The 26,111-nt window shown below is 61.9% G+C and carries 23 protein-coding genes and 1 pseudogene; 13 read left to right on the top strand and 11 right to left on the bottom strand.

What is annotated here, in order from left to right:
• Positions 1–6: 6 nt before the first annotated feature.
• Both PW789_RS15595 and PW789_RS15600 read right to left on the bottom strand, forming a co-directional pair.
• The gene (locus PW789_RS15595) at positions 7–1,029 is read right to left on the bottom strand and encodes a YncE family protein (RefSeq protein WP_299378178.1); all 1,023 of its coding nucleotides are present in this window, start codon (positions 1,027–1,029) and stop codon (positions 7–9) included.
• Positions 1,030–1,560 carry a sulfatase-like hydrolase/transferase gene (locus tag PW789_RS15600; protein WP_299378180.1) on the bottom strand — a complete coding sequence of 177 codons (531 nt, stop codon included), beginning with the start codon at positions 1,558–1,560 and terminating at the stop codon, positions 1,030–1,032. It abuts the gene before it with no gap.
• Between the two features lie 399 nt (positions 1,561–1,959).
• On the opposite strand from PW789_RS15600, the gene PW789_RS15605 reads away from it, so the two are divergent.
• From PW789_RS15605 to PW789_RS15620, 4 genes are all read left to right on the top strand, one after another.
• The gene (locus PW789_RS15605; protein WP_299378183.1) at positions 1,960–2,967 is read left to right on the top strand and encodes a helix-turn-helix domain-containing protein; all 1,008 of its coding nucleotides are present in this window, start codon (positions 1,960–1,962) and stop codon (positions 2,965–2,967) included.
• A 98-nt stretch (positions 2,968–3,065) separates the two neighbouring features.
• Positions 3,066–6,572: a TonB-dependent receptor gene (locus PW789_RS15610; RefSeq protein WP_299378186.1), complete on the top strand. Its 3,507-nt coding sequence runs from the start codon at positions 3,066–3,068 to the stop codon at positions 6,570–6,572.
• A 67-nt stretch (positions 6,573–6,639) separates the two neighbouring features.
• Positions 6,640–8,751, top strand: a complete 2,112-nt coding sequence (locus tag PW789_RS15615; protein ID WP_299378189.1) for a phosphocholine-specific phospholipase C — start codon at positions 6,640–6,642, stop codon at positions 8,749–8,751.
• Positions 8,752–8,785: 34 nt separating this feature from the next.
• A complete protein-coding gene (locus tag PW789_RS15620) occupies positions 8,786–9,565 on the top strand; it encodes a L,D-transpeptidase family protein (protein WP_299378191.1) in 780 nt (259 codons plus the stop codon).
• On the opposite strand, the gene PW789_RS15625 is transcribed toward PW789_RS15620, so the two are convergent.
• Both PW789_RS15625 and PW789_RS15630 read right to left on the bottom strand, forming a co-directional pair.
• Positions 9,566–10,282 carry a M15 family metallopeptidase gene (locus tag PW789_RS15625; RefSeq protein WP_299378194.1) on the bottom strand — a complete coding sequence of 239 codons (717 nt, stop codon included), beginning with the start codon at positions 10,280–10,282 and terminating at the stop codon, positions 9,566–9,568.
• Positions 10,283–10,344: 62 nt separating this feature from the next.
• Positions 10,345–11,307, bottom strand: a complete 963-nt coding sequence (locus PW789_RS15630; RefSeq protein ID WP_299378197.1) for an oxidoreductase — start codon at positions 11,305–11,307, stop codon at positions 10,345–10,347.
• Positions 11,308–11,359: 52 nt separating this feature from the next.
• Here PW789_RS15630 and PW789_RS15635 point away from each other — a divergent pair.
• The 3 genes and pseudogenes from PW789_RS15635 to PW789_RS15645 form a co-directional block, all read left to right on the top strand.
• A pseudogene (locus PW789_RS15635) lies at positions 11,360–11,692 on the top strand (TSUP family transporter); the annotation flags it as partial.
• A 130-nt stretch (positions 11,693–11,822) separates the two neighbouring features.
• Positions 11,823–12,212, top strand: a complete 390-nt coding sequence (locus PW789_RS15640) for a sulfite exporter TauE/SafE family protein (protein WP_299378201.1) — start codon at positions 11,823–11,825, stop codon at positions 12,210–12,212.
• Complete coding sequence (locus PW789_RS15645) at positions 12,212–12,589, top strand: DUF1634 domain-containing protein (RefSeq protein WP_299378858.1); 378 nt, start codon at positions 12,212–12,214, stop codon at positions 12,587–12,589. Before PW789_RS15640 ends, PW789_RS15645 begins: the two co-directional genes overlap by 1 nt.
• Positions 12,590–12,593: 4 nt before the next feature.
• Here PW789_RS15645 and plsX read toward each other — a convergent pair whose 3' ends face one another.
• The 3 genes from plsX to PW789_RS15660 form a co-directional block, all read right to left on the bottom strand.
• Positions 12,594–13,613, bottom strand: a complete 1,020-nt coding sequence (gene plsX / locus PW789_RS15650; protein WP_299378203.1) for a phosphate acyltransferase PlsX — start codon at positions 13,611–13,613, stop codon at positions 12,594–12,596.
• Between the two features lie 167 nt (positions 13,614–13,780).
• Entirely contained in the window at positions 13,781–13,966 is a 186-nt protein-coding gene (gene rpmF, locus PW789_RS15655) for a 50S ribosomal protein L32 (protein ID WP_299378205.1), read from the bottom strand.
• Between the two features lie 63 nt (positions 13,967–14,029).
• Positions 14,030–14,599, bottom strand: a complete 570-nt coding sequence (locus tag PW789_RS15660; RefSeq protein ID WP_299378208.1) for a DUF177 domain-containing protein — start codon at positions 14,597–14,599, stop codon at positions 14,030–14,032.
• A gap of 177 nt (positions 14,600–14,776) precedes the next feature.
• Here PW789_RS15660 and PW789_RS15665 point away from each other — a divergent pair, with 177 nt between their 5' ends.
• The 3 genes from PW789_RS15665 to PW789_RS15675 all read left to right on the top strand — a co-directional run bounded on the left by PW789_RS15665 (position 14,777) and on the right by PW789_RS15675 (position 17,305).
• A complete protein-coding gene (locus PW789_RS15665) occupies positions 14,777–16,153 on the top strand; it encodes a glycosyl hydrolase family 28 protein (protein ID WP_299378210.1) in 1,377 nt (458 codons plus the stop codon).
• A gap of 117 nt (positions 16,154–16,270) precedes the next feature.
• Positions 16,271–16,612: an L-rhamnose mutarotase gene (locus PW789_RS15670; RefSeq protein WP_299378212.1), complete on the top strand. Its 342-nt coding sequence runs from the start codon at positions 16,271–16,273 to the stop codon at positions 16,610–16,612.
• A 177-nt stretch (positions 16,613–16,789) separates the two neighbouring features.
• On the top strand, positions 16,790–17,305 hold the full coding sequence (locus PW789_RS15675) for a DinB family protein (RefSeq protein ID WP_299378214.1): 516 nt from the start codon (positions 16,790–16,792) through the stop codon (positions 17,303–17,305).
• A 42-nt stretch (positions 17,306–17,347) separates the two neighbouring features.
• Here PW789_RS15675 and PW789_RS15680 read toward each other — a convergent pair whose 3' ends face one another.
• Positions 17,348–17,995 carry a thiamine phosphate synthase gene (locus PW789_RS15680; protein WP_299378217.1) on the bottom strand — a complete coding sequence of 216 codons (648 nt, stop codon included), beginning with the start codon at positions 17,993–17,995 and terminating at the stop codon, positions 17,348–17,350.
• A 217-nt stretch (positions 17,996–18,212) separates the two neighbouring features.
• Between PW789_RS15680 and sthA the strand changes: the two genes are divergently transcribed.
• Both sthA and PW789_RS15690 read left to right on the top strand, forming a co-directional pair.
• Complete coding sequence (gene sthA / locus PW789_RS15685; RefSeq protein ID WP_299378219.1) at positions 18,213–19,610, top strand: Si-specific NAD(P)(+) transhydrogenase; 1,398 nt, start codon at positions 18,213–18,215, stop codon at positions 19,608–19,610.
• A 33-nt stretch (positions 19,611–19,643) separates the two neighbouring features.
• Positions 19,644–20,540: an ROK family protein gene (locus PW789_RS15690; RefSeq protein ID WP_299378222.1), complete on the top strand. Its 897-nt coding sequence runs from the start codon at positions 19,644–19,646 to the stop codon at positions 20,538–20,540.
• Between the two features lie 65 nt (positions 20,541–20,605).
• On the opposite strand, the gene PW789_RS15695 is transcribed toward PW789_RS15690, so the two are convergent.
• Positions 20,606–21,769: an NADH:flavin oxidoreductase/NADH oxidase gene (locus PW789_RS15695; protein WP_299378225.1), complete on the bottom strand. Its 1,164-nt coding sequence runs from the start codon at positions 21,767–21,769 to the stop codon at positions 20,606–20,608.
• 88 nt (positions 21,770–21,857) lie between these two features.
• Positions 21,858–22,667, bottom strand: coding sequence for a bifunctional DNA-formamidopyrimidine glycosylase/DNA-(apurinic or apyrimidinic site) lyase (gene mutM, locus PW789_RS15700; protein WP_299378228.1), 810 nt, complete (start codon positions 22,665–22,667; stop codon positions 21,858–21,860).
• Between the two features lie 112 nt (positions 22,668–22,779).
• Here mutM and PW789_RS15705 point away from each other — a divergent pair, with 112 nt between their 5' ends.
• The gene (locus PW789_RS15705; protein ID WP_299378231.1) at positions 22,780–23,772 is read left to right on the top strand and encodes a beta-propeller fold lactonase family protein; all 993 of its coding nucleotides are present in this window, start codon (positions 22,780–22,782) and stop codon (positions 23,770–23,772) included.
• A gap of 107 nt (positions 23,773–23,879) precedes the next feature.
• On the opposite strand, the gene PW789_RS15710 is transcribed toward PW789_RS15705, so the two are convergent.
• Positions 23,880–25,952, bottom strand: coding sequence for a fused MFS/spermidine synthase (locus PW789_RS15710; protein WP_299378234.1), 2,073 nt, complete (start codon positions 25,950–25,952; stop codon positions 23,880–23,882).
• Between the last annotated feature and the right edge of the window lie 159 nt (positions 25,953–26,111).

Below are 26,111 nucleotides of genomic sequence, written 5' to 3' on the forward strand. Positions count from 1 at the left end.
GAAGGGCTAGGGTTTGACGACCATCACCTCAAAAGTGTCGGGCATAACGATTGGGCGAGGATGTGGCATCGCAGTAGTAGGAGCAGGCGCCATCCCAAACTCTGCTGTAGCCAGATAGATGCGGTTACTCAAGGCGTCGAAGGCCATCGTTCTTGCACCCTTCGCTGTCGGCAGGGTAGCTACAGTGGGGAAGTCTGGCCTGGTCGTATCGACGACGCTTAGCGTACCGTCGCCACCATTTGAGGAAAACGCCAGGGCATGTTTCGTATCGAAGCCGGCTGCGTCGGGGGAGTCTCCAATATTGGCCAGACCGAGGAGTTTACCGGTTGCGTAATCCACGATTGCCATCTTGTTTCCATCGCACACGGAGAAGACACGATGCCTGCCGCGATCGATCGCCATTCCGGAGGGAGACTCGCATCCCTTGAGAGGCCATGTCGCGACAACCTTCCGGGTCGACGCATCCAGCTTTACAATCGCATTCTGATCTTCGATGTTGACGAATACTGAACCGTGCCCGTCAGTTTGAGGAAACTCAGGTTTGCCGGGCAAGGAAATGGTCGCCACCACTTCGTCGGTGGCCGTATCCAGTACCGTCACATTCTTGCTCTTGCCATTGAACGCCCAGACTGTCTTTGTCGTGGGTTCGTAAGCAATGCCGTCTGGATTGGTGCCGGCCGGCACGGTCTTGATAACGGTCAGCTTCTCTCTGTCGAAGACGCCGATGGCATTTCCTGCTCCATCGCTGATGTAACCGACGCGCCCATTCGGATCAAGGGCGATGCCGTGCGTGCTCTTGAATCCTGTAACCGCGCCGAGAGCTTTTCCGGTTGTGGTGTCGATGACCTCAACGCGGGAGTTATGCGCGATGTAAAGTCGATGCGCAGAATCGTCGGAGAGCATGTAATCCCAGCCGCCATGACCGCCGACCTTCCAATGCTCGACGACTTTGGGTTGCTGTGCCGTAGCGCTTACGGCGGTGGCGCACAATAGAGCAAGGCCAATCGTTCCTGGGCGAAGACGCATCATTCAATACTCCTGATAGTTTCGACATGACTGCCGGAGCTTGAAGTATCGAGGGAACTGCCTTAAGCCAAGCTGAAGATCTACGGAGCCCAATTTTATTTGCAGGTATTCTGCCAACAATCCTGGAGCTCCCTGGATCATCTTCTGCAATCGGTGGGCGAGGGCGATGCGGATGTCTTGCGGGAAGGGCGTATGCACGGTCTTGTTATCGAGCGCCCCGGTGGAACGCGACCACATGCCGGACATCGCCGAGGCACGTGCCGGGGCGCAGAGCGCGTTGGTGCAGAAGGCGTTTTCGAAGCGGACGCCCTCGCGGCCGATGCGATCCATGTTGGGAGTCTTCAGCAGGGGGTGTCCCGCGAGGCTGGTGCAATCCCAGCGCTGGCCCTCGGTGTAGAGAAAGACAAGATTCGGCTTCTTACCATCCGACGATACGGCCTCCGCCATCGATGAGTTGACGGCCGCGCCAAGGGCACAGGCGGCTCCGGCCTGCAAAAACTGACGCCGATCGAGCTGCTTCTGCGTGACATCCATTCTTCCTCCCAACGCGCCCGATCCAGCGAATGCGCTCTGTCTTTGTTTTAGTGCGGCCTTTGGTGAGAAGGCCAAGCCTTAGCGTTATCGCACAAGGGAATTCCTATCCGCAAGCAGGCATCATTAAGGCCACGCTGGTGATTTAGCCTTCAGTATTCAGGTCTCCGCGGGAGCTTGATGCGCAGGTCGGTGTCGTCCTCGTATTTCACCTGGTTTCATGCGGGCAGCGCGTCGGCTACAGCTACTGCCAGGATAGGGTAACGGCAGCCGGCCGGGACGCGACGCACGGCCACGAAGATGCTGCGTGGCAAGAAGGAGAAGAGCCGGAAGACATCATGATTGGTGCAGATCCACCAAATCGTTGGCGGGATCGCAATAAGGCTGTGGTATTGTCCAAGCGTGGAGCCTGCTCGACATTCCTCCTCGCGTGCTGCGTGGTCGGCGTCCAGGCCGCCAACGTATCGCTACGTCTCTGACGATCCCAATAAGCATGCGGACAATCTCGTGGGATGGTCCCAGCTCTACGATCAGCTCTCGGTCGGCGGTTTCTCCGGAGAGATCATCGGCGCCTGCTTTCACTCTATCCATCTCTTTCGCGAGACCACGAACCTGAGCCTGCGCCAGTCCTGCGTCGTGCGCTCCAATGGCTGGTGGTTCGGCATCCCTGTCTCCGAGAACGATTCGTTTCGCGTTGATTCGCGGCGCGTTGACGATGGCGCAATCGCTATCCGTCGCGGGCATCAGCCTTTTGAGCTCATCACGCCATCGAGCTTCCATATCTTCGGTCTCGTCATCGGCCAAAAGACACTCGCCGAACATCTGCGTTCCGTGCTGCCAGAAGAAGACGCGCTCGCCTGCCTGGGACTTGAGACGATGCAGGCCGGCGAACGTGCGCAGAGATCGCTGCGCCATCTCTTTGGCGAGATCCTCGGCGAGATCCAGCGGCGGCCTGAGGTGCTGCAGTCCGCCGCCGCCTGCGAGTCGATTCAGAACTCCGTGCTCGAGGCCGTGACCGACCTCTGCGTCTCCGTCGAACACGCGCCGGAGACGCCGCGAAGCGAGATTCAGCACTCACAGATCGTGCGCAGCGTCCGCCAGTTTCTGCTCGACAACAGCGACCGCGCCATCTCCGTGCCGGAGCTGTGTTCGGTCTTCAACGTCAGCCGCAGGACACTGCAGTACGCCTTCGATCGCGTGCTGGGCATCGGTCCCAACGCCTACCTTAAGATCCTTCGGCTCAATGGAGTACGCCGCGATCTGTGTCGCAAGGAACAGCGCATCTCCGTGCAGCAGGCCGCCTCCGACTGGGGTTTCTGGCATCTCAGCCAGTTTGCCAAGGACTACCGCACTCTCTTCGACGAACTGCCCTCTGCAACGGTGAAGCGGACAGAGAACGCTGCTCGTTGAATCAGATTTCACCGACTTTTTATCGTTTCTTCCTTCATTTTGCCGAAATTCGATAACAGCTTTTCAAGCGCGCTGGCTATGCTGCACACACATCACCTATGCGCCAGAAAAGTTTTCTACCCTCAGCCCTCGTCGCCGTCTGTCTGTTCGTGTTCTCAGCAGTGGCTCTTCGTGCCCAGTCAACGCAGGGCACGATCCTCGGAACAGTGAAGGACAAAAGCGGTGCCGCTGTCCCCGACGCGACCGTTGATCTCGTCAGTGTTGAGACGGCTACGAAGAAGACCGTCAAGACCAATCAGGAAGGTAACTATCAGTTCCTGAACCTGAACGCCGGTCAGTACGATCTCCAGATCACAGCGCAGGGCTTCAACTCGCAGAAGGTGAATCATCTTCGTCTTACCGCACGCCAGGAGCTGCGCTCCGATGTTGCGCTTGCTGTGGGCAACATCGCCCAGGAGGTCTCGGTGGATGCCGGTGATGTCGGTACTATTCAAACCGACTCGCCCTCCATCGATGCGACACTCTCGAGCGCCGCAGTTCGTGATCTGCCAGCAAACTATCGCGCCAGCTCCAGCGGCACCAGTCCGCTGTCGATGATCCAGACTCTGCCCGGTGTGCAGTCCGACGGCGGCAACAATTCGACTCCCACCTACTCCGTGCAGGGCGGCCTGCCGTTCCAGACCGACGTCACTGTAGACGGCATCACCACCCGCAGCGCGACCGGTGGCAACTCGCCCATCGCAAATGCCTTTCCCTCCGGCGACTCCATCGCCGAGATGCGCGTTGACGGTGTGATGAACTCGGCCGAGTTCGGCCAGCCCGGCGAAGTGACGACGACGACCAAGGCCGGCACGAATAAGCTGCACGGCGGTCTCTTCTGGTATCACCAGGACGCTTCGCTCAATGCCAAGGACTACGGCGCTCTCTCCAAGGCGCACCTTGTCACCAACGACTTCGGCGCTTCGCTCGGTGGCCCGGTCGTGATCCCGCACCTCTACAACGGCCACGACAAGACCTTCTTCTTCGGAACGTATGAGGGCTATCGCAGCCCGCGCACGACCTCCGAGCAGTACTATGTGCCCACCGCTGCCATGAAGCAGGGCGACTTCAGCAAGGTCGTCGGGCTCGATTCGCTGTCGAACCCGTTCACCGGTGGCACCTATGCGAACAAGGTGGTTCCGATCAACGCCGTGGCGCAGAAGTTCCTCTCCTTCTTCCCCGATCCCAACGTCGGCGATGTCTCCACCTACACGCCCGGTGTCTATAACTACTCGACCAACAAAGATACCTCGCTCTTCTCGAACCAGTTCGACATTCGCGGCGACCAGTACATCGGCCAGAAGGCGCTCATCTTCGCGCGCTTCACCTGGAAGAACTACAACCAGAACAGCGCCCAGGTTCTGGCCGTGCCCTCGAGCACGACGACCTACCAGGACCGCATCTTCCTCATCGCTGGCAACTACAACTTCTCGCCGAATCTGATCAACGAGTTCCGCTACGGCTTCACCTTCGACAGCAACGGCGCGACGAATCCCTACGACGGCAAGGCCTTCACCGAAAGCTCCGGCCTGCAGGGCCTGCAGAATCTCTTCTACAACGGTCTGCCTGAGTTGGACTTCAACTACCTCACATCGTTCAACCCCGATCGCCTCAGCTCGGTGACCAAGTCGCGCACGCACGTCTTCACCGACAACTTCACCTGGGTGAAGGGAACCCACACCATGAAGTTCGGTGTGGACATCCGTCGCATCGAAGCAATCACGCCACTCGGCTTCAACGGCGCGGACAACTACGGCACCTTCAACTACTCGCCTGCCACCTTTACCGGCAGCGAGTTCGCCGACTTCCTCATCGGCGCGCCCAGCACAACCTTCTACGACGTCGTGCAGGCCGACAACGACGGCAAGACCATGCACTATCACGCCTTCGCGCAGGACCAGTGGCGCGTCAGCAATCGCCTCACCCTCAGCTACGGCCTGCGTTACGAGTACCACCCGGCGTATCACGATCCCACCGGCAACATCGGTAACTTCGATCCCTCCATCGCCAAGTCCGGCCGCGTCGTTTATCCGGATGGCTACGGAAACCTTGTCTCGCAACCCTACCTGGCCAGCTTCAACTCCTGCGGTCTCGGCCAAAGCTCCGGTGTAGGCGCGCAGAACGGTGCTGCCTGCACCCCGACTGTCAGCAACTCGCAGGCAGGTCTGCCCAGCGGTCTGCGTACCGCCATCAAGACCCGCTTCGCTCCGCGCTTCGGTTTCGCGTATCGCCTCACCGACGACAACCGTACCGTGATCCGCGGCGGCTATGGCCTCTACAACATCACCCTGCTCGGCTCCAACTTCTACTCACTGACCGGAACGCTGCAGGCCAACACCACGCAGTACGCCAACACCAAGACGGCCACCGGTCCTTCCTACGTGTGGCCCAGCATCTACGCTGGCTCCGGCTCCAGCTCCAACTCGGTCAACTATGGTCAGGCGTACTTCGGCACGGCCAACGACATCAACTGGAAGGATCCGTACTCGCAGCAATTCTCACTCTCGTTCGATCGCGATCTCGGCAAGGGCTATGGTCTGCGCGTCTCCTACATCGGCATGACGACGCACCACCTGGTCTGGGCGCCGAACCTGAATGACCTGCCGTACTCCTCGACCGTTTCGGCTTACAACCAGCCACTCTCGGCGCGTCCCTTCCCCAACTGGGGTGTGATCAACACGCGCTCCACGGGCGCTGACTCCAGCTATCAGTCCGGCCAGATCAACTTCAGCCACCACACGACCAACGGCCTCACCTTCGACTCCACCTACACCCTGGCCAAGAGCCTCGCCGATAACCAGGGCCCCGGCAGCAGCAGCTTCGCCAGCGAGTCCGGCGGCAGCCGCGCCTCCTGGGCAGGCGATCCCAGCGTCGACTACGGCCAGGTCTTCGGTACCCGCCGTCACCGCTGGAACACCACTCTGCTCTACGCGTTGCCCTTCGGACGTGGCAAGCAGTTTGGTGGCAACATGAACCGTCTGATGGACGCCGCCTTCGGTGGCTGGCAGATCAGCAGCATCATGCTCTGGCAGACCGGTCCCTTCCTCTCGCCGTACTTCTCCAGCGGTCAGGGTGACCCCTCCGGTACCGGTTCGGGTCTCAACGCCGCCGCCAACGGAGCTGCCTATCCGGGCCGCTCGCAGAAGGTCGATCGTGTCGCCGGTGTCAGTGTCACACCCACCAACCGCACGGTCGGCGCATGGTTCAATAAGGCCGCCTTCGCCTGCCCCGGCAATGCCAGCTGGACAGAGGGCACGCCTTGCCACACTGGTCGCGGTCAGGCCGGAGACCCCTCCCCGATCGGCCGCTTTGGCAACTTTCAGAACGGCTCGGTCGTCGGCCCCGGAACCGTCAACCTCTCCGGTGGCCTCAGCAAGAGCTTCGCCATCACCGAGCGTGTCTCGCTCCGTGCCGAGGGAACCTTCACCAACATCCTCAACCACACCAACCTCGGCACGCCGAACATGGATATCTCCAGCAGCACGTTCGGGCAGATCACCAAGGCCAGCACGGCGGACTTCGGCAGCCCGCGTACCGGCCAGGTCTCCATGCGCCTGCAGTTCTGACAAACTGGAATAGACAACCCAAGAGGAACCGGAGTTATCTCCGGTTCCTCTTGTCCTTGAGAGGCCGATGAAAACCCGACGAGACTTTCTCCGCTTCGCCGCTGCTGCGGCAGCAGGCACCGGCATCCTGCCCCCCGCCATCCAGCGCGCGCTTGCCATCCCCGCTGCGCGCCGCACCGGCACGATTAGCGATGTAGAGCACGTCGTCATTCTCATGCAGGAGAACCGCTCCTTCGACCACTACTTCGGCACCCTGCGCGGTGTGCGCGGCTTCAGCGATCCCCGCCCCGCTCGCCTGCCCAACGGCAAGACCATCTGGCACCAGCCCCCCGTCGAGGTGAAGACCAAGCACTACCATGACCGCGGTCTCTCCCCCAGCGCCGATCACGTCCTGCCCTTCTACATCAATCCGCAACAGACCACCGAGTTCCAGGCCGGCACAGATCACGGATGGAGCAGCGGCCACCTCGCCTGGAACAACGGCCACTGGAACCAGTGGGTCAACCAGAAGCAGGACGTGATGACGATGGGCTACCTCAAGCGCCAGGACGTCAGCTTCCATTACTCCCTCGCCGACGCCTTTACCATCTGCGACTCTTATCACTGCTCCGTGCACTCGGCCACCTGCCCCAACCGCATCTATATGTGGTCCGGCACCATCGACGCGCAGAACGCCTACGGCAGCAAGGCCAACGGCCCCGGCTTCGACGAGCGCCACAAGGTCAACGGCTACACCTGGACCACCTACCCCGAGCGTCTCGAAAAAGCCGGTGTCTCCTGGAAGGTCTACCAGGGCGGCAGCGGCGAGCCCAACACGCCTACCGATAACTACACCGACAACTCGCTCGAGTTCTTCGCGCAGTATCACGTGCAGGAGGGTGCATCGCCCACCAGCCCACTGGTGCAGAAGGGCGTCACTGACCGCACACTCGTCGGCTTCAAGGAAGACATCGCCTCCGGCAAGCTCGCGCAGGTCAACTGGGTCGTCGCGCCCTACAAATACTCTGAGCACCCTGAGGCCTCTCCGACGGACGGCGCATACTACATCTCGCTCGTCCTCGACGCGCTTACCTCAAACCCTGAGGTCTGGGCGAAGACCGTTCTGCTGATCAACTACGACGAGAACGACGGCCTCTTCGATCACATCGTTCCGCCTATGCCGCCGAAGAGCCAGGCGCGCAATCGCTACGGCTTAGTCTCCGACGATCTTCTCGACGGGCTGCGCGACGAGTTCATCGACATGACGAAGTACCCGCACGAGCGCCGCCCCATCATCCCCGACGCCGACCCCGGCGGCCTGCAGCCCGTGGGCCTCGGCCCCCGCGTACCCATGCTCGTCGTCTCGCCCTGGAGCACCGGCGGCTGGGTCTGCTCCGAGCTATTCGACCACACCTCCGTCCTTCGCTTTCTCGAAAAGCGCTTCAACATCGTCGAGCCGAACATCAGCAGCTGGCGGCGCTCCCTCTGCGGCGACCTCACCTCGGCCTTCGACTTCTCGCAGAAGCCGCTCGTCCACAACACCTCGTTCCCTGCGCCGAAGCCTATCCAGTCGCTGCATCAGCCCTACAGCGTTCCCGAGCCTCAGACGATGCCCGTGCAGGAGCCCGGCACCCGGCCCGCGCGCGCTCTGCCCTATGCGATCGAGACCGCCTGCCGCGTCAAGCAGGACAGCGTCGAACTCGAGCTCATCAACAAGGGCAAGTCCGGCGCTGCGTTCTATGTCTATAACGGAGTGCAGCCCACCGAAGATCCTCGCCGCTATACCGTCTCGGTCGGCAACAAGCTCACCGATCACTGGAACGCTCTCACCGGCCAGCCCTTCGACCTCACCGTCTACGGTCCCAACGGCTATCTCGTTCACCAGAAGGGAACCGGTGGCTCGTCCGAGCCGAGCGTCACGCTCGAGTACGACACGGCAAAGCGCGCACTCACGCTCACACTGCAAAATCCCGCCTCCGCTTCCGTCACCCTCAGCATCAACGAGGGCTATACGAAGCAGGCATTCAGCAAAGACCTTGCGGCCAATATGCAAACCTCGTTGAACATACCGCTGCCCGCAACGTGCCGCTGGTACGACGTGACGGTCAGCATCTCCGGCAACGACGCCTACCAGCGCCGCTTTGCCGGGCATCTCGAAGACGGTACCCCAGGCATCAGCGATCCTCAGGTACTCGCCTAGCCGCCGTGGCATACACTGGCCTCAGATGAGACCGATGGCGCTTCTCTACCCCTTCGCTCTCGCGGCCGTTCTCAGCACCGGCCTGCGAGCGCAGACTACCGCCGATGCCTTCACCGGCTCGCGGCAGTTGCTGGTCGCCGTGACGCCGTCATGGGCCGCCGTCGATGGCAACCTGCAGCGCTACGAACGCAGTGCGGACAATAAGCCGTGGCAGCCGGTCGGCAGCTCGATTCCAATCGTCGTCGGCAAGCACGGACTCGGCTGGGGAAGCGGCCTCGCCGCTCCAGCAAGTGCTGGTGACCCCATCAAGAAAGAGGGCGACGGTAAATCTCCCGCTGGCATCTTCGCACTAGGCACGTCCTTCGGCTACGCCGACGCCAAGCCCTTCGGCTCGAGGTTGCCGTATCTCAGCCTCACGCCATCCATCGAGTGCGTCGACGACGCGTCCTCGAAGTTCTACAACCGCATCGTCGACCGCTCCGCCGTCACGCCCGACTGGAACAGCTCCGAGCACATGCGCAACACCGGCGAATCCTATCGCCTGGGCATCGTCGTCGATCACAACGCGATCGCCGACGGCTCCTCCGCAAAGCCCGTCACCAATGGAGGCTCCTGCATCTTCCTGCACATCTGGCAGGGTGCGGGCCACGGCACCGCCGGATGCACCGCGATGGCCCCCGTCGCCATCGAATCCCTGTTCCAGTGGATCGATCCCAAACGCAGGCCGCTTCTGGTGCAGCTCACCGCCGACGACTACGCGCGACTGATGACAGCATGGCATCTTCCCACCGTCACCAACCTGCCCGCACGCTAGCTACTTGCCTAAGTCCTCGAACCGTATGTTGAGGATCGGATACTCGCGCCAGTCCTTGTAGTCGAAGTGCCACCACTCCGTCGGATTGATCTCGAAGCCCTGCTTCACCATGGTGTGGCGCAACAGATCGCGCCGCGCCCGCTCCTCGGCGGTGCCGCCTTCATAGAACGCGTAGGCGCGGCTCGTCATCTCGTCATACCCGCTCGTCATCACGACTTCCTCGCCGGTCTTCAGGTCATACAGCGAGAGATCGACCGCGCATCCGCGATTGTGACGCGAGCCTTGCTTCGGATCGGCCACGAAGATCTTCTGATGGTTCGGCGTCGCGTCCCAGAAGATCTTCGTCACGTACCACGGCCGGTAGCCATCATGGATGATGACGCCGTAGCCCTGCGCCTTCAGCTCCGGCAGCGTACGCAGCAGGGCCTCCGCCGCTGGACGTTGCAGAAACGCCCGCGCCTCGGTGTACATCGGCGTGCCCATAAAGTTGTTGGAGGTGGCGTAGCGGATGGCCAGCTTGATCGTAGGATCGAGCGTCACCAGCTCCACCAGGTCAGGCTGGCGAAAGCGCCCGTCCTCACGCGGAGGCGCCGCTTTTAGCGCTTCCGCGCGCAGCTCCTCCACCGGGTGCAGCGGCGTAATGCGAAAGCTCTTCTGTTGTGCGCTGGCGGTTGCGCAGACGAGGCCGAGGAGACACGCGAGTCGAAGTCGAAGCATGGTCTTCCAGCAGACTACCGAAAAGCGACCGCCCGTGCCCTCTTTGCGTCTATGCCGCTCCTTTACAGGAAGCGAACTCCCGTCCACTGCTCGCAAAGCTCCCACAGCTTGGCCGCTGCTGCGGCATCGCGGGCCTGCGGAGCGACCTTCGCCACGCCGACCTTCTCGCCGCGCATCTCCTCGTAACCCTGCGGACCGTAGTAGCCGCCGTTCTCAGCATCGGGCGAAGTTGCGGCAAACAGCGTCGGCAGAGCGCCCTCCGCATCCGTGTTCAGCACGATGCTGATGGCATGTCCCACGATCGTCCGCACCGTCTTGAAGGCCGCCGAGCGTCCATCGCCGCGGAACAGCTCCGTCGCCGCTACGCCGGGATGCGCCGCGATGCTCTTCATCGGCACGCCCTTCGCCTGCAGCCGGCGGCTCAGTTCCAGCGAAAACATCAGGTCGCCAAGCTTCGATTGCTGGTATGCCTGCATCGGCGAATAGCTGCGCTTCGACTGCAGATCGTCCAGCCGAAGATTGGTGCGCTTATGCGCGATCGAGGCGATCGTCACCACGCGCGAGGGATCATCCTGCGTCGCACCGCGCTCCAGCGCAGGCAGCAGCAGGCCCGTCAGCGCAAAGTGCCCCAGCACATTGGTGCCGAACTGCATCTCGAAGCCGTCTGCGGTCTCCATGCGCTTCGGCACGGCCATCACCCCGGCGTTATTGATCAGTGCATAGAGAGGTTGTTTCCTGGCCAACTCCTTCTCCGCGAACTGCCGCACCGAATCGAGCGAGGCCAGATCCAGCACCTCCAGTTCCACGTGGGCAGACGGAGCCTCATCGTGCAGCTTCGCCAGGGCGGCCTCGCCTCGCTTCCGGTCGCGGCAGGCCAGCACCAGCTCGGCCTCGCGCCGCGCCAGCTTGAGTGCCGCATGATAGCCAATGCCCGTGTTGGCGCCCGTAATGATGAACCGCTTGCCGCGGAGATAGGGCAGGTCTTCAGCCGTCCACTGCTTGCTCATGCGCTTAAGATGCGCCATATCTGTAAAGGTCACCATCGTTTTCGTCAGTCGGTTCAGCTGGTGCCATAGAATGTCCCCTGTGACAGTGCTCGTCTTTACGCTGCTGGTCCTTGCCGGATCGTTCAGCGCTGGTCTGCTTGGCGCTTTGACCGGCCTCGGCGGCGGCGTTGTGCTGGTCCCACTGCTTACGCTCGTCTTCCATGTCGATCTTCGCTATGCCATCGGCGCCTCGCTGGTCTCGGTAATCGCGACCTCCTCCGGCGCCGCTGCCGCCTACGTGCGCGAGGGCTACTCCAGCGTCCGTATCGGCATGTTCCTCGAGGTCGCCACCACCATAGGCGCGATCGTGGGAGCCTACTTCGCCGCCCGCGTCCCTACCAATGCCCTGGCGATCCTCTTCGGCTGCGTCCTGCTCTACTCCGCCTGGCTCTCGTGGAAGACCAGCCGCCTGAAACACGAGGAGATTCCCATCCGAGGACCCGCTCTCCGACCGGCTGCGTCTCTCCGGCACTTACCCCGGCCCCGGCGGCAAGATGATGGACTACCAGGTCACGCGTATCCCGCAAGGCTTCTCCACCATGTTCGGAGCAGGCGTGCTCTCCGGCATGCTGGGCATCGGTTCGGGCGCGGTCAAGGTGCTGGCCATGGACCAGATCATGCGCATCCCGTTCAAGGTCTCCACCACCACCAGCAACTTCATGATCGGCGTCACCGCCGCGGCCAGCGCAGGCATCTACCTGCGACGGGGGTACATCGATCCCGGCCTCGCCGCTCCGGTCATGCTCGGTGTGCTCGTCGGCTCGCTGCTTGGTGCGCGCCTGCTTACCCGTGCTCCGGTCACCATGCTGCGGTATATCTTTGTCGTCGTCATCCTTGTGCTCGGCGCCGAGATGATCGTCAACGGCGCCATGGGGAGGATGTGATGCGCTTCGTGCTCGACGACAAACGCATGGAGCAGGCCATGGGCCTTCTGCTTCGCTTCGGCGTCGTTCTGGCCTCTACGCTTGTGCTCGCCGGGGTCGCCTTCTATCTCGAAGACCACGCCCGCCAGGCCGTCGACTACCGGGTCTTTGTCCCCAATCCGCTCAACCTCGCCCACCGCCGACAACTGCTGCTGGGCATCTCGCACGGCGATGCCGCGGCCATCATCGAGGTCGGTATCCTGTTCCTGATTGCCACCCCCATCGCACGCGTCGCCTTCGCGGTCGTGGCCTTCGCACTCGAACGCGACCGCCTCTATACCGCCATCAGCGCAGGTGTACTCGCAGTGCTCGTCTACAGTATTTTCTTTGGAAGATAGCTGCTCAGACCGTGGTCGACTTCGCTCGCAGTGCCGATTCGATGCCCGAGTTCACCTCGGCGCATGCAAACTCCGCCGCCACGCGAATGCCGTTCATGATCGCCTTCTCGTTCGACGAGCCATGACCCACGATGCAGACGCCGCGTACACCCAGCAGCGGCGCACCACCGTACTCCGAGTAGTCCAGCCGCTTTCTAAAGGCGTCGAACGCCTTACGCGAGAGCAGAGCGCCCACCTGCGAGGTCACGGTCGATTTCAGCGCTTCGCGCAGCGAAGTCGTAAAGAGTTTGGCCGCGCCTTCAATGCTCTTCAGCGCGACATTGCCCACAAACCCATCGCACACCGTCACATCGCAGTGGCCGGTGAACAGATCGCGCCCCTCGACGTTGCCGATGAAGTTGATGCCGCTCTGCGAGCGCAGCAACGGCAGTGTGTCGCGGGTCAGCGTATTGCCCTTGGAATCTTCCTCGCCGATCGATAGCAGTCCCACGCGAGGATTCGTGATCTTCAGCACATTCTGTGCGTACATGTGACCCATCACGGCGAACTGCGTCAGGTTGTCGGGGTCTGAATCCACATTGGCGCCTACATCCAGCAGCAGGGAAGGCGTTCCCTGCGTCGTTGGCACGATCGTTGCCAGTGCCGGGCGGTCGACGCCCGAAAGCATACCCAGCACCATCTTCGCCGTTGCCATCGCTGCGCCCGTGTTGCCAGCCGTAAAGAAGCCTGCAGCTTTGCCCTCACGCACCATCTTCAGGCCCATGCGCATGGTCGAGTTGCGTTTGGAGCGTACTGCCTGTGCGGCCTTGTCGTCCATCGTGATCCACTCGGATGCGGGTACGACGAAGACATCGAGATGTTTCTGGTGCTTAAGCTGCTGTCGCAACAGCGGCCGAAGAATCTCTTCCGGGCCTACCAGGTGAACCCTGAGCCCATATTGGCGGGCTGCCAGGACAGCCCCGCGAACCTCCGGTTCGGGAGACTTATCTGAACCCATTGCGTCTACAACGATGTCGATAGGCATCAGGGAAACGATAACAGGTTCAACACCTTATAGCGTCAGTTCTCCATAGGATGTAGCTAGCGCACAAACAGAAGAAGATAGGGGGATAACTTAAACAGGAAATAGCCGTTTCCCTCAGGGAGAAACGGCTGTTACAGAAAATCCTGTGTCTCGAAGAGAGACGAAGCTTAGCTGGCTTCCTTGACTGCCAGGACCTCACGGCCCTTGTACGTACCGCACTTGCGGCATGCGCGATGCGGCAGCTTGCGCTCGTGGCAGTTCGGGCACTCGGAGGTGCCGGTAGGGGTGAGGAAGTCGTGGCTGCGGCGCTTCGCCGTACGCTGCTTGGAGTGACGCCGTTTCGGATTAGGCATTGCGGTATCCCTTTCAATCGCACACGCGCCTGCCTCTCGGCAGTTGACGGTGCGGAAACTCGATTAGTGCTTGACCTCGATTTTGTCAGCCAGGCCCGCCAGAGCATTCCAACGCGGATCAGACGGGGTCTGTTCGCAGGAGCATATTGCGAGGTTCTGGTTCTGACCACAGCGAGGGCAGAGACCTTTGCAGTCCGCCTTGCATAAAGTCCGGGTGGGCAGGGAGAGCAACACCTGCTCGCGCACCACGTCCTCCAGCAGAAGACCGCTTTCTTCATAATACCCGATTTCCGTCTCATCGGGGGTAATGGAATGTTCGCCCGGCTCGGAATCCGCCTCCGAAGGCCGGAAGATCAGGTCAAAGTCCCCCGAAAGCGACTGCGGGACCGGTTCCACGCACCGCGCACACAGGATCTCGAACTCGCCCTGGTAGCTCGCCCGCAGGCGGATGTCGTTGACCTGGGAGTTCTTGCCGCGCTCTTCGCTGCGATGCTCGATCAACAGATCAGCCTCCCCCTTAATCGGCATCGGGGAGACCTGGCGAATGTCAGGACTGTATTCCAGCGCACCGGGAGCGATGGTCTCATCGATCTCGAGCGGCTCATCGAACAGTAGTTCAGGGGTTATCAGCACATGTTAAGCCTAGGACTTTGCCGCGGCCGGGTCAAATGTCGATTCGGCCAGCGCTACCGCTGAAACTCAGAGCTCCGCTGGAACGTAATAAACCAAAAGAGAAATAGTTTCTGATTTGCAAAGACAATCCTCGTCCGCCTGTTTTAGTGTGGACGTGCAATGCGTAACGGAGGATGGATGCTGGTACGAAGACTGGCGCTGCTCGCAGCGGTCACCTGCAGCACAATCGCGGCAACGGGTCATGCGGCGACGCTCGTGGTCAACAGCTTTGGAGCAAAAGGCGACGGCACGACTGTCGACACCGTGGCCATCCAGAAGGCGCTCGACAAGGGCGCTGGCAAGCATGCCACCATCACCTTCAAGCCCGGCACCTACCTCATCGGCTCCATCTTCGTGAAGTCCGGCGAGACCCTCAACATCCCTGCCGGCGTCAAGCTCATCGGCATCCAGAAGCTCGAGGCCTACCCCCTGATGCCCACGCGCGTCGCCGGCATCGAGATGACCTGGCCCGCCGCGCTGGTCAACGTCTACAAGCAGAGCGACGTCGTCATCACCGGCGAAGGCACCATCGACGGCGACGGCAGCTACTGGTGGAAGAGCTACTGGGACCTGCGCAAGATCTACGAGCCCAAGGGGCTGCGCTGGGCCTCCGACTACGACGCCAAGCGCCCGCGCCTGATCCAGGTCTTCGACTCGAAGAACGTGAAGCTCGACGGCATGCACCTCGAGCGTTCCGGCTTCTGGACCGTGCACATCTGCTACTCCGAGGACGTCGTCGTCGACCACATCACGATCCGCAACAACATCGGCGGCAAGGGGCCGTCGACCGATGGCATCGACATCGACAGCTCGAAGAAGATCCTCGTCCAGCACGCCGACATCGAGGTCAACGACGATGCTCTCTGCCTCAAGGCTGGCCGCGACGCCGACGGCCTGCGTGTCAATCGTCCCACCGAGGACGTCGTCATCCGCGACAGCGTCATTCGCACCGGCGCCGCTGCCGTTACCTTCGGCTCCGAGACCTCCGGCGGCTTCCGCAACATCGAGGCCTATAACCTGACCGCCTACAAGGGCGTCGGCAACGGTGTCCTCATCAAGAGCGCCAAGGTGCGTGGCGGCCTGGGTGAGAACCTGCGCGTGCACGACCTGCACCTCACCGACGTACGCATTCCCATTCAGGTGAATCTCAACTGGAACCCCAGCTACAGCTATGCCGAGATGCCGAAGGACGCCACGGACGCGCCGCCGTACTGGAAGGTGTTGACGACGAAGGTGCCGGAAGACAAGGGCATTCCGCACTTCGCCGACGTCCACATCTGGAACATCGAGGCCACGGGCGCGAAGACCGCGATCGCCATCGCCGCCTATCCGCAGGCTAAGCTGAAGGACTTCCGCATCGATCACGTCAGCATCGCGGCCGACAGCGCGGGCAGCATCGCCGACACCGACAATCTCGTCCTTGACGCCATCACGTTGAAGGTACCCGCAGGGGATCGCCTCAAGACCGAGGACAACGTCGGTCTCAAGGGACTCGATGCGGTGACCTATCCCTAGGTAGTCTTGTAGTCGGGTAAACTCAACGCCGTTGCTGGGTGCAGCATTTCGCGGCAGGTCCGCCGCCCGCGTTCGGCAGCAAGTAAGCGATCCACTTCATCCAGGAGCAAGAACACGATGCGCCGTTACGCCCAGATCATCAAGCTGCGTCCCGAAGTCAAAGAGGAGTACATCCGCTATCACGCCGATGTCTGGCCCGGCGTGCTCGACCGCATCGCGCAGTGCAACATCCGCAACTACTCCATCTACCTGCACGACGATCTGCTGATCGCCTACTTCGAGTACCACGGCACCGACTTCGACGCCGACATGAAGCTCATGGCCGCCGACTCCGAGACCCAGCGCTGGTGGAAGATCATGGACCCCATGCAGGTCTCTCTGCCCGAAGCCGCAGCCGCCGGAAAGCACTGGCTCGAGGTTCCCGAGGTCTTCCACTTCGACGGCCCGCCCGTCGTGTAAAGCACCCGGGGACGTCTGCTCGCCTCACGCCGCAGCATTCTCTTCGATCCCGTTTGGTGAATATCAGGTCCGTTGCCGTCTGTGGCAGAGATCGTTTCTCTACCGGTGCTGACAGGATGGTGGCAGCAGGCATGACGTACGCTGTCCCTCGGATTCTTTCCGAAGGAGATCGTCGCTATGAAGATGAAAGACCTGTTTCTCGAAGAGCTGAGGCGCGAAGAGGCTGGCACGCGCAAAGCTTTGGAGCGTGTGCCGGAGGGGCAGAACGATTGGGCCCCGCATGAAAAGTCGATGCAGATGGGCTACCTGGCCTCGCTGGTCGCCACCATGCCGGCGTGGATCGACATGATGATCAACCAGGACGAACTGGACTTCGCCCCGGTCGATCCTGCCAAGCAGCGGAAACCCCTCGAATGGACGAAGACCTCCGAGCTGATTGACCTCTTCGACCAGAACATGAAGAGGGGCATCGCCGCCCTCGAGTCCACCACCGACGAGCACCTGATGACTAATTGGAAGCTGCTCGCCGCCGGTCACCTGATCTCCGACGAGCCGCGTTACGTCAACATCATGAACGGGATGCTGATGCACTGGGCGCACCATCGCGGTCAGCTTACGGTCTATCTCCGGTTGCGGGAACAGGCCGTGCCAGCTATCTACGGTCCCTCGGCAGACGAGAAGCTCGCGTTCTAGGTCCCGGCTGCTGGTCTCCGCGGTTCCGCAACCTGGTTTCCGCTATTTGTGAAACAGCCGGATACCGGCGATCCCCACCGCTCCCGCAGCCACGCAGGCGGGAGCGTTCTCCTCCGTTACGCCCCCCAGGGCATAGACCGGGATGGGGCCAGCTGCCTCACAGGCCGCCCGCAGTACATCCAGCCCTGCGGCCGGGCTGACCGTCTCTCCGTCGACGATCTTGCCGAAGACCGGGGCAAACAGAATCGCATCGGCCTGGTTGCGGCGCGCGATCTGGACCTCTGCCAGTGAGTGGCAGGAGACCGTCACCGTCGGGCGGGGCAGGCTGAAGACGGCATAACGCCGCCGAACCTCTTCCGGCAGCAACACAGCGTTCGACGGCAGGTGAACGCCATGCGCCTCGGATTCGACCGCTGCCCGCAGGCAGTTGTTGACCAGCAACCGTGTCCCGGGATGGGAAGCGATGGCCTCGATCATGGGCCGGGCGATGTCGCCCAGCTCCAGCGGCCCCAGATCCTTCTCCCGCAGCTGGATAAGGTCGATCCCCTCCGCGGCCCAGCGCGCGGCCTGTTCCGCAAGGCCCCGACGTCTTTGAGATTCATCACCCGGCAGCAGCGAACGGTCAGTAATGGCACAGCGAAGCATGCCGTTAAGTGTAGACGGAGGATGTTGATGACCGCCCACGTTCATCAGGTGGGGTGTCGCCGTGTGGTAGTTTTTAGGCAGAGAGTGTTCAAAAGGGGAACAGGGGCCGGGGTCTTGGCGAAGACCGGGTGCTGCTCCTGGCGACAGGTAACTGGGTCTTTGCGGCAGGGATGTACCTGCCCCGTCCATGAAGGAAAGGCCACTTCGCTGACTGTTGCGGTCGCGGCTCGGTGCTGCAAGGGTCTGGGGAATTCAGGGGTTTATGAGCGGTGTGTACGATCTGATCGTTATCGGGTCCGGCCCGGCCGGACAGCGCGCGGCAATCTATGCCTCGAAGCTAGGTAAGAAGGTTGCGCTGGTTGAGATGCGCGAGGTGGTTGGCGGCGTCTCGATCAACACCGGAACCATTCCGTCGAAGACGATGCGCGAGGCTGTCCTCCACCTCTCCGGCTACAACTACAAGTCCATCTATGGCATGAACTACCGGGTCAAAGAGCGGATCACCATGGCCGATCTCGCCTTCCGGGTTCAGCATGTCATCAAGACAGAGATCGATGTCACCGAGGCCCAGCTCTCGCGCAATAACGTCGAGATGCTGCTCGGTGTGGCCAGTTTTGAGGACGCGACCCACGTCCGCGTGACCAACTCCCGCGGCTCTACCGTCTACGAGACCAAGAGCACCCTGATCGCCACCGGCACCAAGCCGGCCAGCTCGCCCAAGGTGCAGATCAACGGCAAGACCATCATCAACAGCGACCAGGTACTGGAGCTGACCAACCTGCCCAAGACCATGATCGTGGTCGGCGGCGGCGTCATCGGCGTGGAGTACTGCTGCATGTTCGCCGCGCTCGGCGTCCGCGTAACCCTCATCGAGCGCCGTCCGCGCCTGCTCGAGTTTGCCGACCAGGAGATCGTCGAAGCGCTCAGCTACCACCTGCGTGACGCCCGCGTGACCATGCGCCTGAACGAAGAGGTAGAGTCGGTCGAGCAGGCTGCCGACGGCAGCGTTGTCGCCAACCTCGAGAGCAAGAAGAAGGTCTCCGGCGATGCTCTGCTGTACGCCGTCGGTCGCCAGGGCAACGTCGACGAGCTGAACCTCACCGCCGTTGGTGTTGAAGCGGACTCGCGTGGCCGTATCCCGGTCGACAAAGACTTCCGCACCAAAAATCCGAACATCTTTGCCGCGGGCGACGTCATCGGCTTCCCCTCGCTGGCCTCGGTTTCGATGGAGCAGGGGCGCATCGGCGCTGCGCGCGCCTTCGGCGACGAGACCATCGTCTCCAACCCCAGCTTCTACCCGTACGGCATCTACACCATCCCGGAGATCAGCTTCATCGGCAAGACCGAGGAGCAGCTTACCGAGGAGGATGTGCCCTACGAGGTTGGCGTGGCCTACTACCGTGAGATCGCCCGTGGCCAGATCCGCGGCGATACCACCGGCCGCCTCAAGCTGATCTTCCACCGCGAGAACCACTCCGTCCTCGGCGTTCACATCATCGGCGAGGGCGCCAGCGAACTGCTGCACGTTGGTCAGGCCGTCATGGCGCTCGGCGGAACCATTGAGTATTTCGTGGATACAGTCTTCAACTACCCAACGCTTGCAGAATGTTATAAAGTAGCGGCTTTCAATGGATTGAACCGCGTCAGCAAGTTTGATTAATTCCAATACTGCGAATCCGGAACAGAGGAAGCGATGGCAAAGTCGGTTGGGGTCACGTTATCAGAGCAGATTCATGCGGGGCTGGTGGTCGATCACCAGCTGGTAGACGGTCTGCAGCGGTTTCCGGAAGACGAAGAGAACTTCGGCGCGCTGGTGGAGATGCACACCGAGGCACTGGTCGATGCCATCTGCAAGCAGATCATCGCCGCAGCCAACGGTGAGAGCGAGATCGCCTCGGTCGGCGTCGCCGTCCCCGGCCTGGTCAAGAACGGCGTCGTCGAAGAGGCTCCCAACCTGCCGCAGCTCAAGGGCGCGCGCCTCCGGGACATGATCAGCCTGAAGCTGCACGACCATGACATCGCCACCCCGGTCACTCTGCTCAACGACGCCGACGGCGTCGCCGCGGGCCTGGCCGCCGGTCACGGCAAGCTCGACTCCGTTGTCCGCGTCTGGACCCTCGGCATGGGCATCGGCTATGGCCGTTATCCGTTCACGCCCGGCGTCTGGGAGGGCGGCCACACGGTCGTCACTCTCGACGAGAAGGAGACCTTCTGCGGTTGCGGCGGACGCGGGCACCTGGAAGGCATCATGGGGCACCGCTCCATGCGCATGCGCTTCCTCGACATGGAGCCAGAAGAGGTCTTCGAGGCCGCCAAAGCAGGCGACCAGCGCTGCATGGACTTCAAGCGGCTGTACCACAAGGCCCTCGCCGCCGCTACCGCCAGCTCGGTCCACATGGCTGGCCCCGGCAAGTTCTACCTCACCGGCCCTTACGTCCACTTCCTCGACCTGTCGATGCTCAAGGACTATACCCAGCAGATGGTCAAGATGAGCCCGCTGCAGGGCTACTCCCTCGAGATCGTCGAAGAGAGCCCGGAGATCCGCGTCGTCGGCTCAGCCGTCAGCGCGGAGCAGGCCGCCGGGCTGTAGCTGATCCAGCTGTTGTTGTCCCAGCTGCTGTTGTAATTGATCCACGCGCATTTCGAGTCGCACGGCTATCTCGATTGCTCGCCGCTTTTAGGAGAGAACGGTGGGAGTGGCTGGCGCCGCTCGACCTTGCCATGGGCCGCGCGTTCGTACTGGACAGGCCAGAGGCCGGGCTTGTGCAGAATTTCTGCCGCGTGAAGTGGCCAGTAAGGGTCGCGAAGCAGCTCCCGAGCCAGCAGGACAACATCCGCCTGTCCCGTCCGCACAATTTGATCCGCCTGCTCAGGCGCTGTGATCATCCCGACCGCGCCGGTCTGTATATCGGCCTCGCGCCGGATACGTTCTGCGAACGCAACCTGGTAGCCCGCGCCGACAGGAATCTGTTGGCGCGGATCGTTGCCGCCGGAAGAGCAATCGACAAGGTCGATGCCCTCTGCCTTGACGAGCTTCGCGAAGGCGACGGAGTCGTCTACCGTGAGTCCACCGGTCGGGGACTCGGCCGAGGGATCAACCCAATCCGTTACTGAGAGTCGAACCCATACGGGCAGTTCGCTCGGAAAGCTGGCTCGTACAGCGCGGATGACCTCGAGGGGAAAGCGAGCTCGATTTTCGAGGCTGCCACCATACTCGTCGGTGCGGCGGTTGGAGAGCGGCGATAAAAACTCGTGCAGAAGATAGCCATGCGCACAGTGGACCTCCGCCAGAAGAAAGCCGGCAGATACGGCTCGCCGTGTAGTGGCGGCGAAGTCCTCGATGACTTTATCCATGCCGGCACGATCGAGTGCGGCGGGAGTCGGATAGCTCGGGGAGAATGGATCGGTTGTTGGACCGACCGGCTGCCATCCGCCCTTTGCGATGCTGACCGCCTCCAATGGCGTCTCCCATGGTCTTGCCATGCTCGCTTTGCGACCTGCGTGGGCGAGTTGGATCCCGGGAACGGAGCCCTGATCCTTCACGAACGAAGCGATTCGAGCCAGAGGAGCAATATGCGCTTCGGACCACAATCCAAGATCGCCAGGAGTAATGCGGCCCTCCGGGTTGACCGCAGCGGCTTCCGTGAAAACGATGCCTGCGCCACCTACGGCACGGCTTCCTAAATGTACGAACTGCCAGTCGTTCGAGAGGCCATCCATGTAGCTGTACTGACACATGGGAGAGACTGCAATCCGATTGGGGAACGTTACGGAACGCTGCGAGAGTGGAGAGAAAAGATGGTCGGGGACGCGTGTCATTCCCGTTAGATGCCTTTGAGTCTGACAAAGTTCTGGAGCAATGGCGGTCATGCGCCGGTGGATGAAGTCTCCACGCCAGATGACTTTTTCATTTCTGGCAGTTCGGGCAGAAATGCGTGCTTCTGCCTCCGACCACGATCCGCTCAATCGTCGTCGAGCACGTCCGGCACGGCTCGCCTGTGCGCGAGTAGACGTAGTGGTGCAGCTGAAAGAATCCCGCCACGCCATCTGCATCCACGTAGTCCGAGACCGACGATCCGCCCAGCTGGATCGCCTTCTTCAGCACCTTCTGCAACGCCGCACGCAGCCTCGTCAGCTCGTCCCGTGTCAGCCGCCCGGCGTGTCGTCGCGGACGAATTCCCGCGTGGTGCAGTGCCTCATCGGCGTAGATGTTGCCGACTCCGTGCAGCAGCGACTGGTTCAGCAGCGCAGCCTTGATCGGCGTCTTGCGGTTGCGGAAGAGCGTGATGAAGTCCTCGACGCCGATCGTCAGCGGCTCCTTGCCCGGGCCTTCATACGCCTCGTGCGAGATCGAGAGGCGTCCGAAGCGGCGCGCATCGACGAAGCGAAGCTCCTTGCCGCCGCTGAGAGTCAGGATGGCGTGCGTGTGCGGTGGCACCGGCGTCTCGGGATCGGAGACCAGCAGCCGTCCCGTCATACCCAGGTGGACCAGAAACTGCGCGGTTGCTCCATCGGCCTGCGTCACGTCCGCCACGACTGTCTTGCCCACGCGCCGCACCCGGTCGATACGCGCGCCGGTCAAAACAGAGGCGATCTCCTCCGGCGACGACTTGAAGGTCTGCGGCTTGTTGCTCGTCCACACGCTGCGGACGCTCTGGCCGTGGATGCGCTGGTGGACGCCGTTGGCGACGGTTTCGACTTCGGGAAGCTCAGGCATTGCTGCTTAAGTATAGGTGCCGCACGTCGGGGAGAGATTCAGCAGGCTGCGCCACGGTCGGCGCGTTTGTTGCAGACCGGCATCTGCGCCGATGGCTATACTGGTCCGCGCTATGACGAAGACTCTTTCCTTTGCATCTTTCCTGTGCGCCGCAGTCGTGGGCGCGGTCTCTACCCTTGCCCCGGCAGAGACGCTGCTGGTGGCCAATCAGCATGATCAGAGCCTCAGCGTGATCGACGTCGAGGCGAAGAAGGTCGTCGCCACCATCCCCGTCGGCGGCGTCACCGGCCACGAGCTCGCCGTCTCGCCCGACGGTAAGCGGGCCTTCGTGCCCATCTATGGCAACGCAGGCGTAGGCCGCGCGGGCACCGACGGCACAGAGATCTCCGTCATCGATCTGGCCTCGAAGAAGATCGTCGGTAAGGTGGAGTTTCCCCACGGCGTGCGGCCGCACTGCGCCGTCTTCGGCTCGAACGGCATGCTCTACGTCACCACCGAGCTCGACAAGACCGTCAGCATCATCGACCCCAAGACGCTGAAGGTCGTCGGCGCTGTCCCTACCGGGCAGGAGCAGTCGCACATGTTCGTGCTCTCCCACGACGGCAAACGCGGCTACACCGCCAACGTCGGCCCGGGCACAGTCTCGGTGCTCGACATTCCGGCGAAGAAGACCGTGACCGTCATCCCCATCTCCGGCAACACGCAGCGCATCTCCATCTCGCGTGATGGCTCGATGGTCTTTACCGCCGACCAGAAGGCACCACGCATGGCCGTCATCGACACGGCCACTGACAAGGTCAAGGGCTGGATCCCGCTCGAAAGCCCCGGCTACGGTACCGTCCCCACACTCGACGGCCGCTGGTTGCTGGTGACGCAGCGCGATACCGGCAAGCTGGCCGTGGTCGATCTGAAGTCGATGAAGGTGGAGAAGATGATTGAGGTCGGCAAAGGCCCCGCCGAGGTCATCCTCAGCAAAGACGGCAAGAAGGCCTACGTCGCCTGCAACTTCTCCAACCAGATTGCTGTAGTGGATATCCCGACGTGGACGATGGAGGGCCTCATTCAGGCCGGCAACTTCTCCGACGGCATGGCGGTAGCCCCGTAGGAATGCGCCTGTTGATTGGCTGCAATCCCGATCATTCCCAGTGAACACAAGGAATCTGCTTTTGCCCGTTGCGCCGCCACCGCGCAGCGGGCCTTCAGCTTTAATGCTCAGCGCGCGCTCAGACGGACGATCGGCAGCAGGCTCGAATAATCATCCGTCCACACCCGCAGCTTGTCCTTCTGCACGATGAACTCCGTGTACGGTGACACTTCGGGCCGCGAGAAGAAGCTTTTGTCCGCCGTCATCACTACCCACTCCGCGCGAAACTCACCGCGCTCGTCGTTCGACGGCGAATTGACGTCCCGCACCTCCAGATGTGCTGCCTCGCCCAGCAGTGCAACCTCCGGCGCCAGGTTCAGATACTGGTTGGAGACGTGAACCACCAGGATGCCGTTGGGCTTCAGGTGTGAGCGGTACAGCTGCATCGCCTCGATCGTCAGCAGGTGCAACGGAATGGCGTCGCCCGAGAAGGCGTCCAGCGCCAGCACATCGAACTGCTGTGACGGCTCGTGGCTGAGTGAGGTGCGCGCATCGCCCGGCACGATCGTCACCTTTGCCGGGGAGTTGCTCAGGTACGAGAACAGGTGTCGCGCGATGGGTTCCACCTGCGGATTGATCTCGTAGAAGCGGATGCGGTCCAGCGGGTGGGTATAGGCGGCCACCGTTCCCGTGCCTAGGCCGATTACCCCGATGTGCCGCGGACTCGGCATTCCATAGCTGGTATCGCAGCAGAAGCGCAGCGCCAGCCCGATGCCCGAGTCCTTCGCATAGTACGTCGTGGGAATGTGTGCACCCTCCGACGAAAAAATCTGCGTGCCGTGCTGGATGGTGCCGTGCATCAGCGTGCGATACGGCACGTGCAGCGGATGAAAGTCCGCCTGCTTTACCCGCAGTGTGCCGTAGAAGTTCCGGACCTGGGCGATGGTCTGCTGACGAAAGCCGAGATGCAGGACCACGGCCAGAGCCAGCATCAGCACCGCCGCAGTCGACCAGAGCAGCCGCTGCGCCCAGCCGTCGTTCCACGTAGCGGCAAGCGCCAGTACCGCTGTCGCGAAGAACGCCAGCGCAAGGTCGTAGTTGGCCGAAAAAATCAGCGGAAACGCGATGCCGATCATGAATGTTCCGGCAGCGCCGCCTGCAGCGATCAGCAGGTAGAAGAGCGTAGCCTCCGACGAGCGCCGCGGTCGCAGCCGGTAGGCCTCGCCGTGACAGAACAGGCAGGCGACGAAGCACTCGAAGAGGAAGAAGGCAATGGTCAGCCCGATCGGCAGGGAAAAATCGTCCTTCGAGAGCGCATAGCCCAGGCTCGCCAGCATCAGCACCAGCAGGCGCACCACCAGGGGGCGCTGATACAGCACAGGCCGGTCGAACGCGATGATGAACGTCAGCAGGTAGACCGCGAGCGGTAGCACCCAAAGCAGCGGAATCGCCGCAATGTTGACCGTCAGGTGCGCGGTGACAGCCGACAGCTGCATGGCCGCAGCCATCGGCAGCAGGAACCACAACCAGCGGTGATGCGCAGGGCTGGCTGCGCCTTCCTCCTCCAGTGTTGAGGCATCGGGTATAGCTGTGGTGCCGTCCGTGCTCCTGCCTCCTGCTGTAATGGCGAAGACCAGTGCCACGAACAGGACGAATCCGGCTGCCCACAATCCGCGTTGCATCCTCAGCGTGATGTGCGGCTCAATCAGGGTGGGAAAGGCGATCAGAGCGAGCAGCGACCCGGCGTTCGATAACGCAAACAGCCGGTACCAGACCGGGGCGGCCTCTCTCCCTGTCGACTCTCGCTCCGATAGCCACCGCTGCAGCAGTGGGCTGGTGGAGGCCAGCACCAGGAAGGGAAGTCCTATGGAGCGCGTCAGCGTCCAGAAGATCGTTACGACCGGATGCGAGGTGTTCGCCGTGCCGGAGGCAAGCAGCATCGAGAGCGCCAGAATCACCACGGCAACCGCGACCGTGGCCATATGAATACGGAACTGCCTGCCTCCACGATGCGTCAGCCAGTGGGCGTAGAGATAGCCCAGCAGCAGCGCCGCCTGGAAGAACACCAGGCAGGTAAGCCATACCGCGGACGAGCCTCCCAGGAGCGGAAGGATCTGCTTGGCGGACATCGGCTCGATGACAAAGAGCAGGAAAGCCGAGAGAAAGGCAGTGGTTCCGTAGAGGACGCGCGTCGAGGGCATGATGTGAGTGGAGCAAGCATACGTGAGCCCGCCGCGGCGGTGTCCGGGATTTTTCTCCCCTGCCCTGCAGCAGAATGCCCGCATCTCCATAGGCCACTCCGGCTGCGGGACGCGATATGATGGACGAGGCGCGTTTTTCGCCTGGAGCAGGTTGCACGG

Origin of the sequence: Edaphobacter sp., assembly GCF_028283685.1 — a bacterium.
In the GTDB taxonomy this organism is placed as follows: domain Bacteria; phylum Acidobacteriota; class Terriglobia; order Terriglobales; family Acidobacteriaceae; genus Edaphobacter.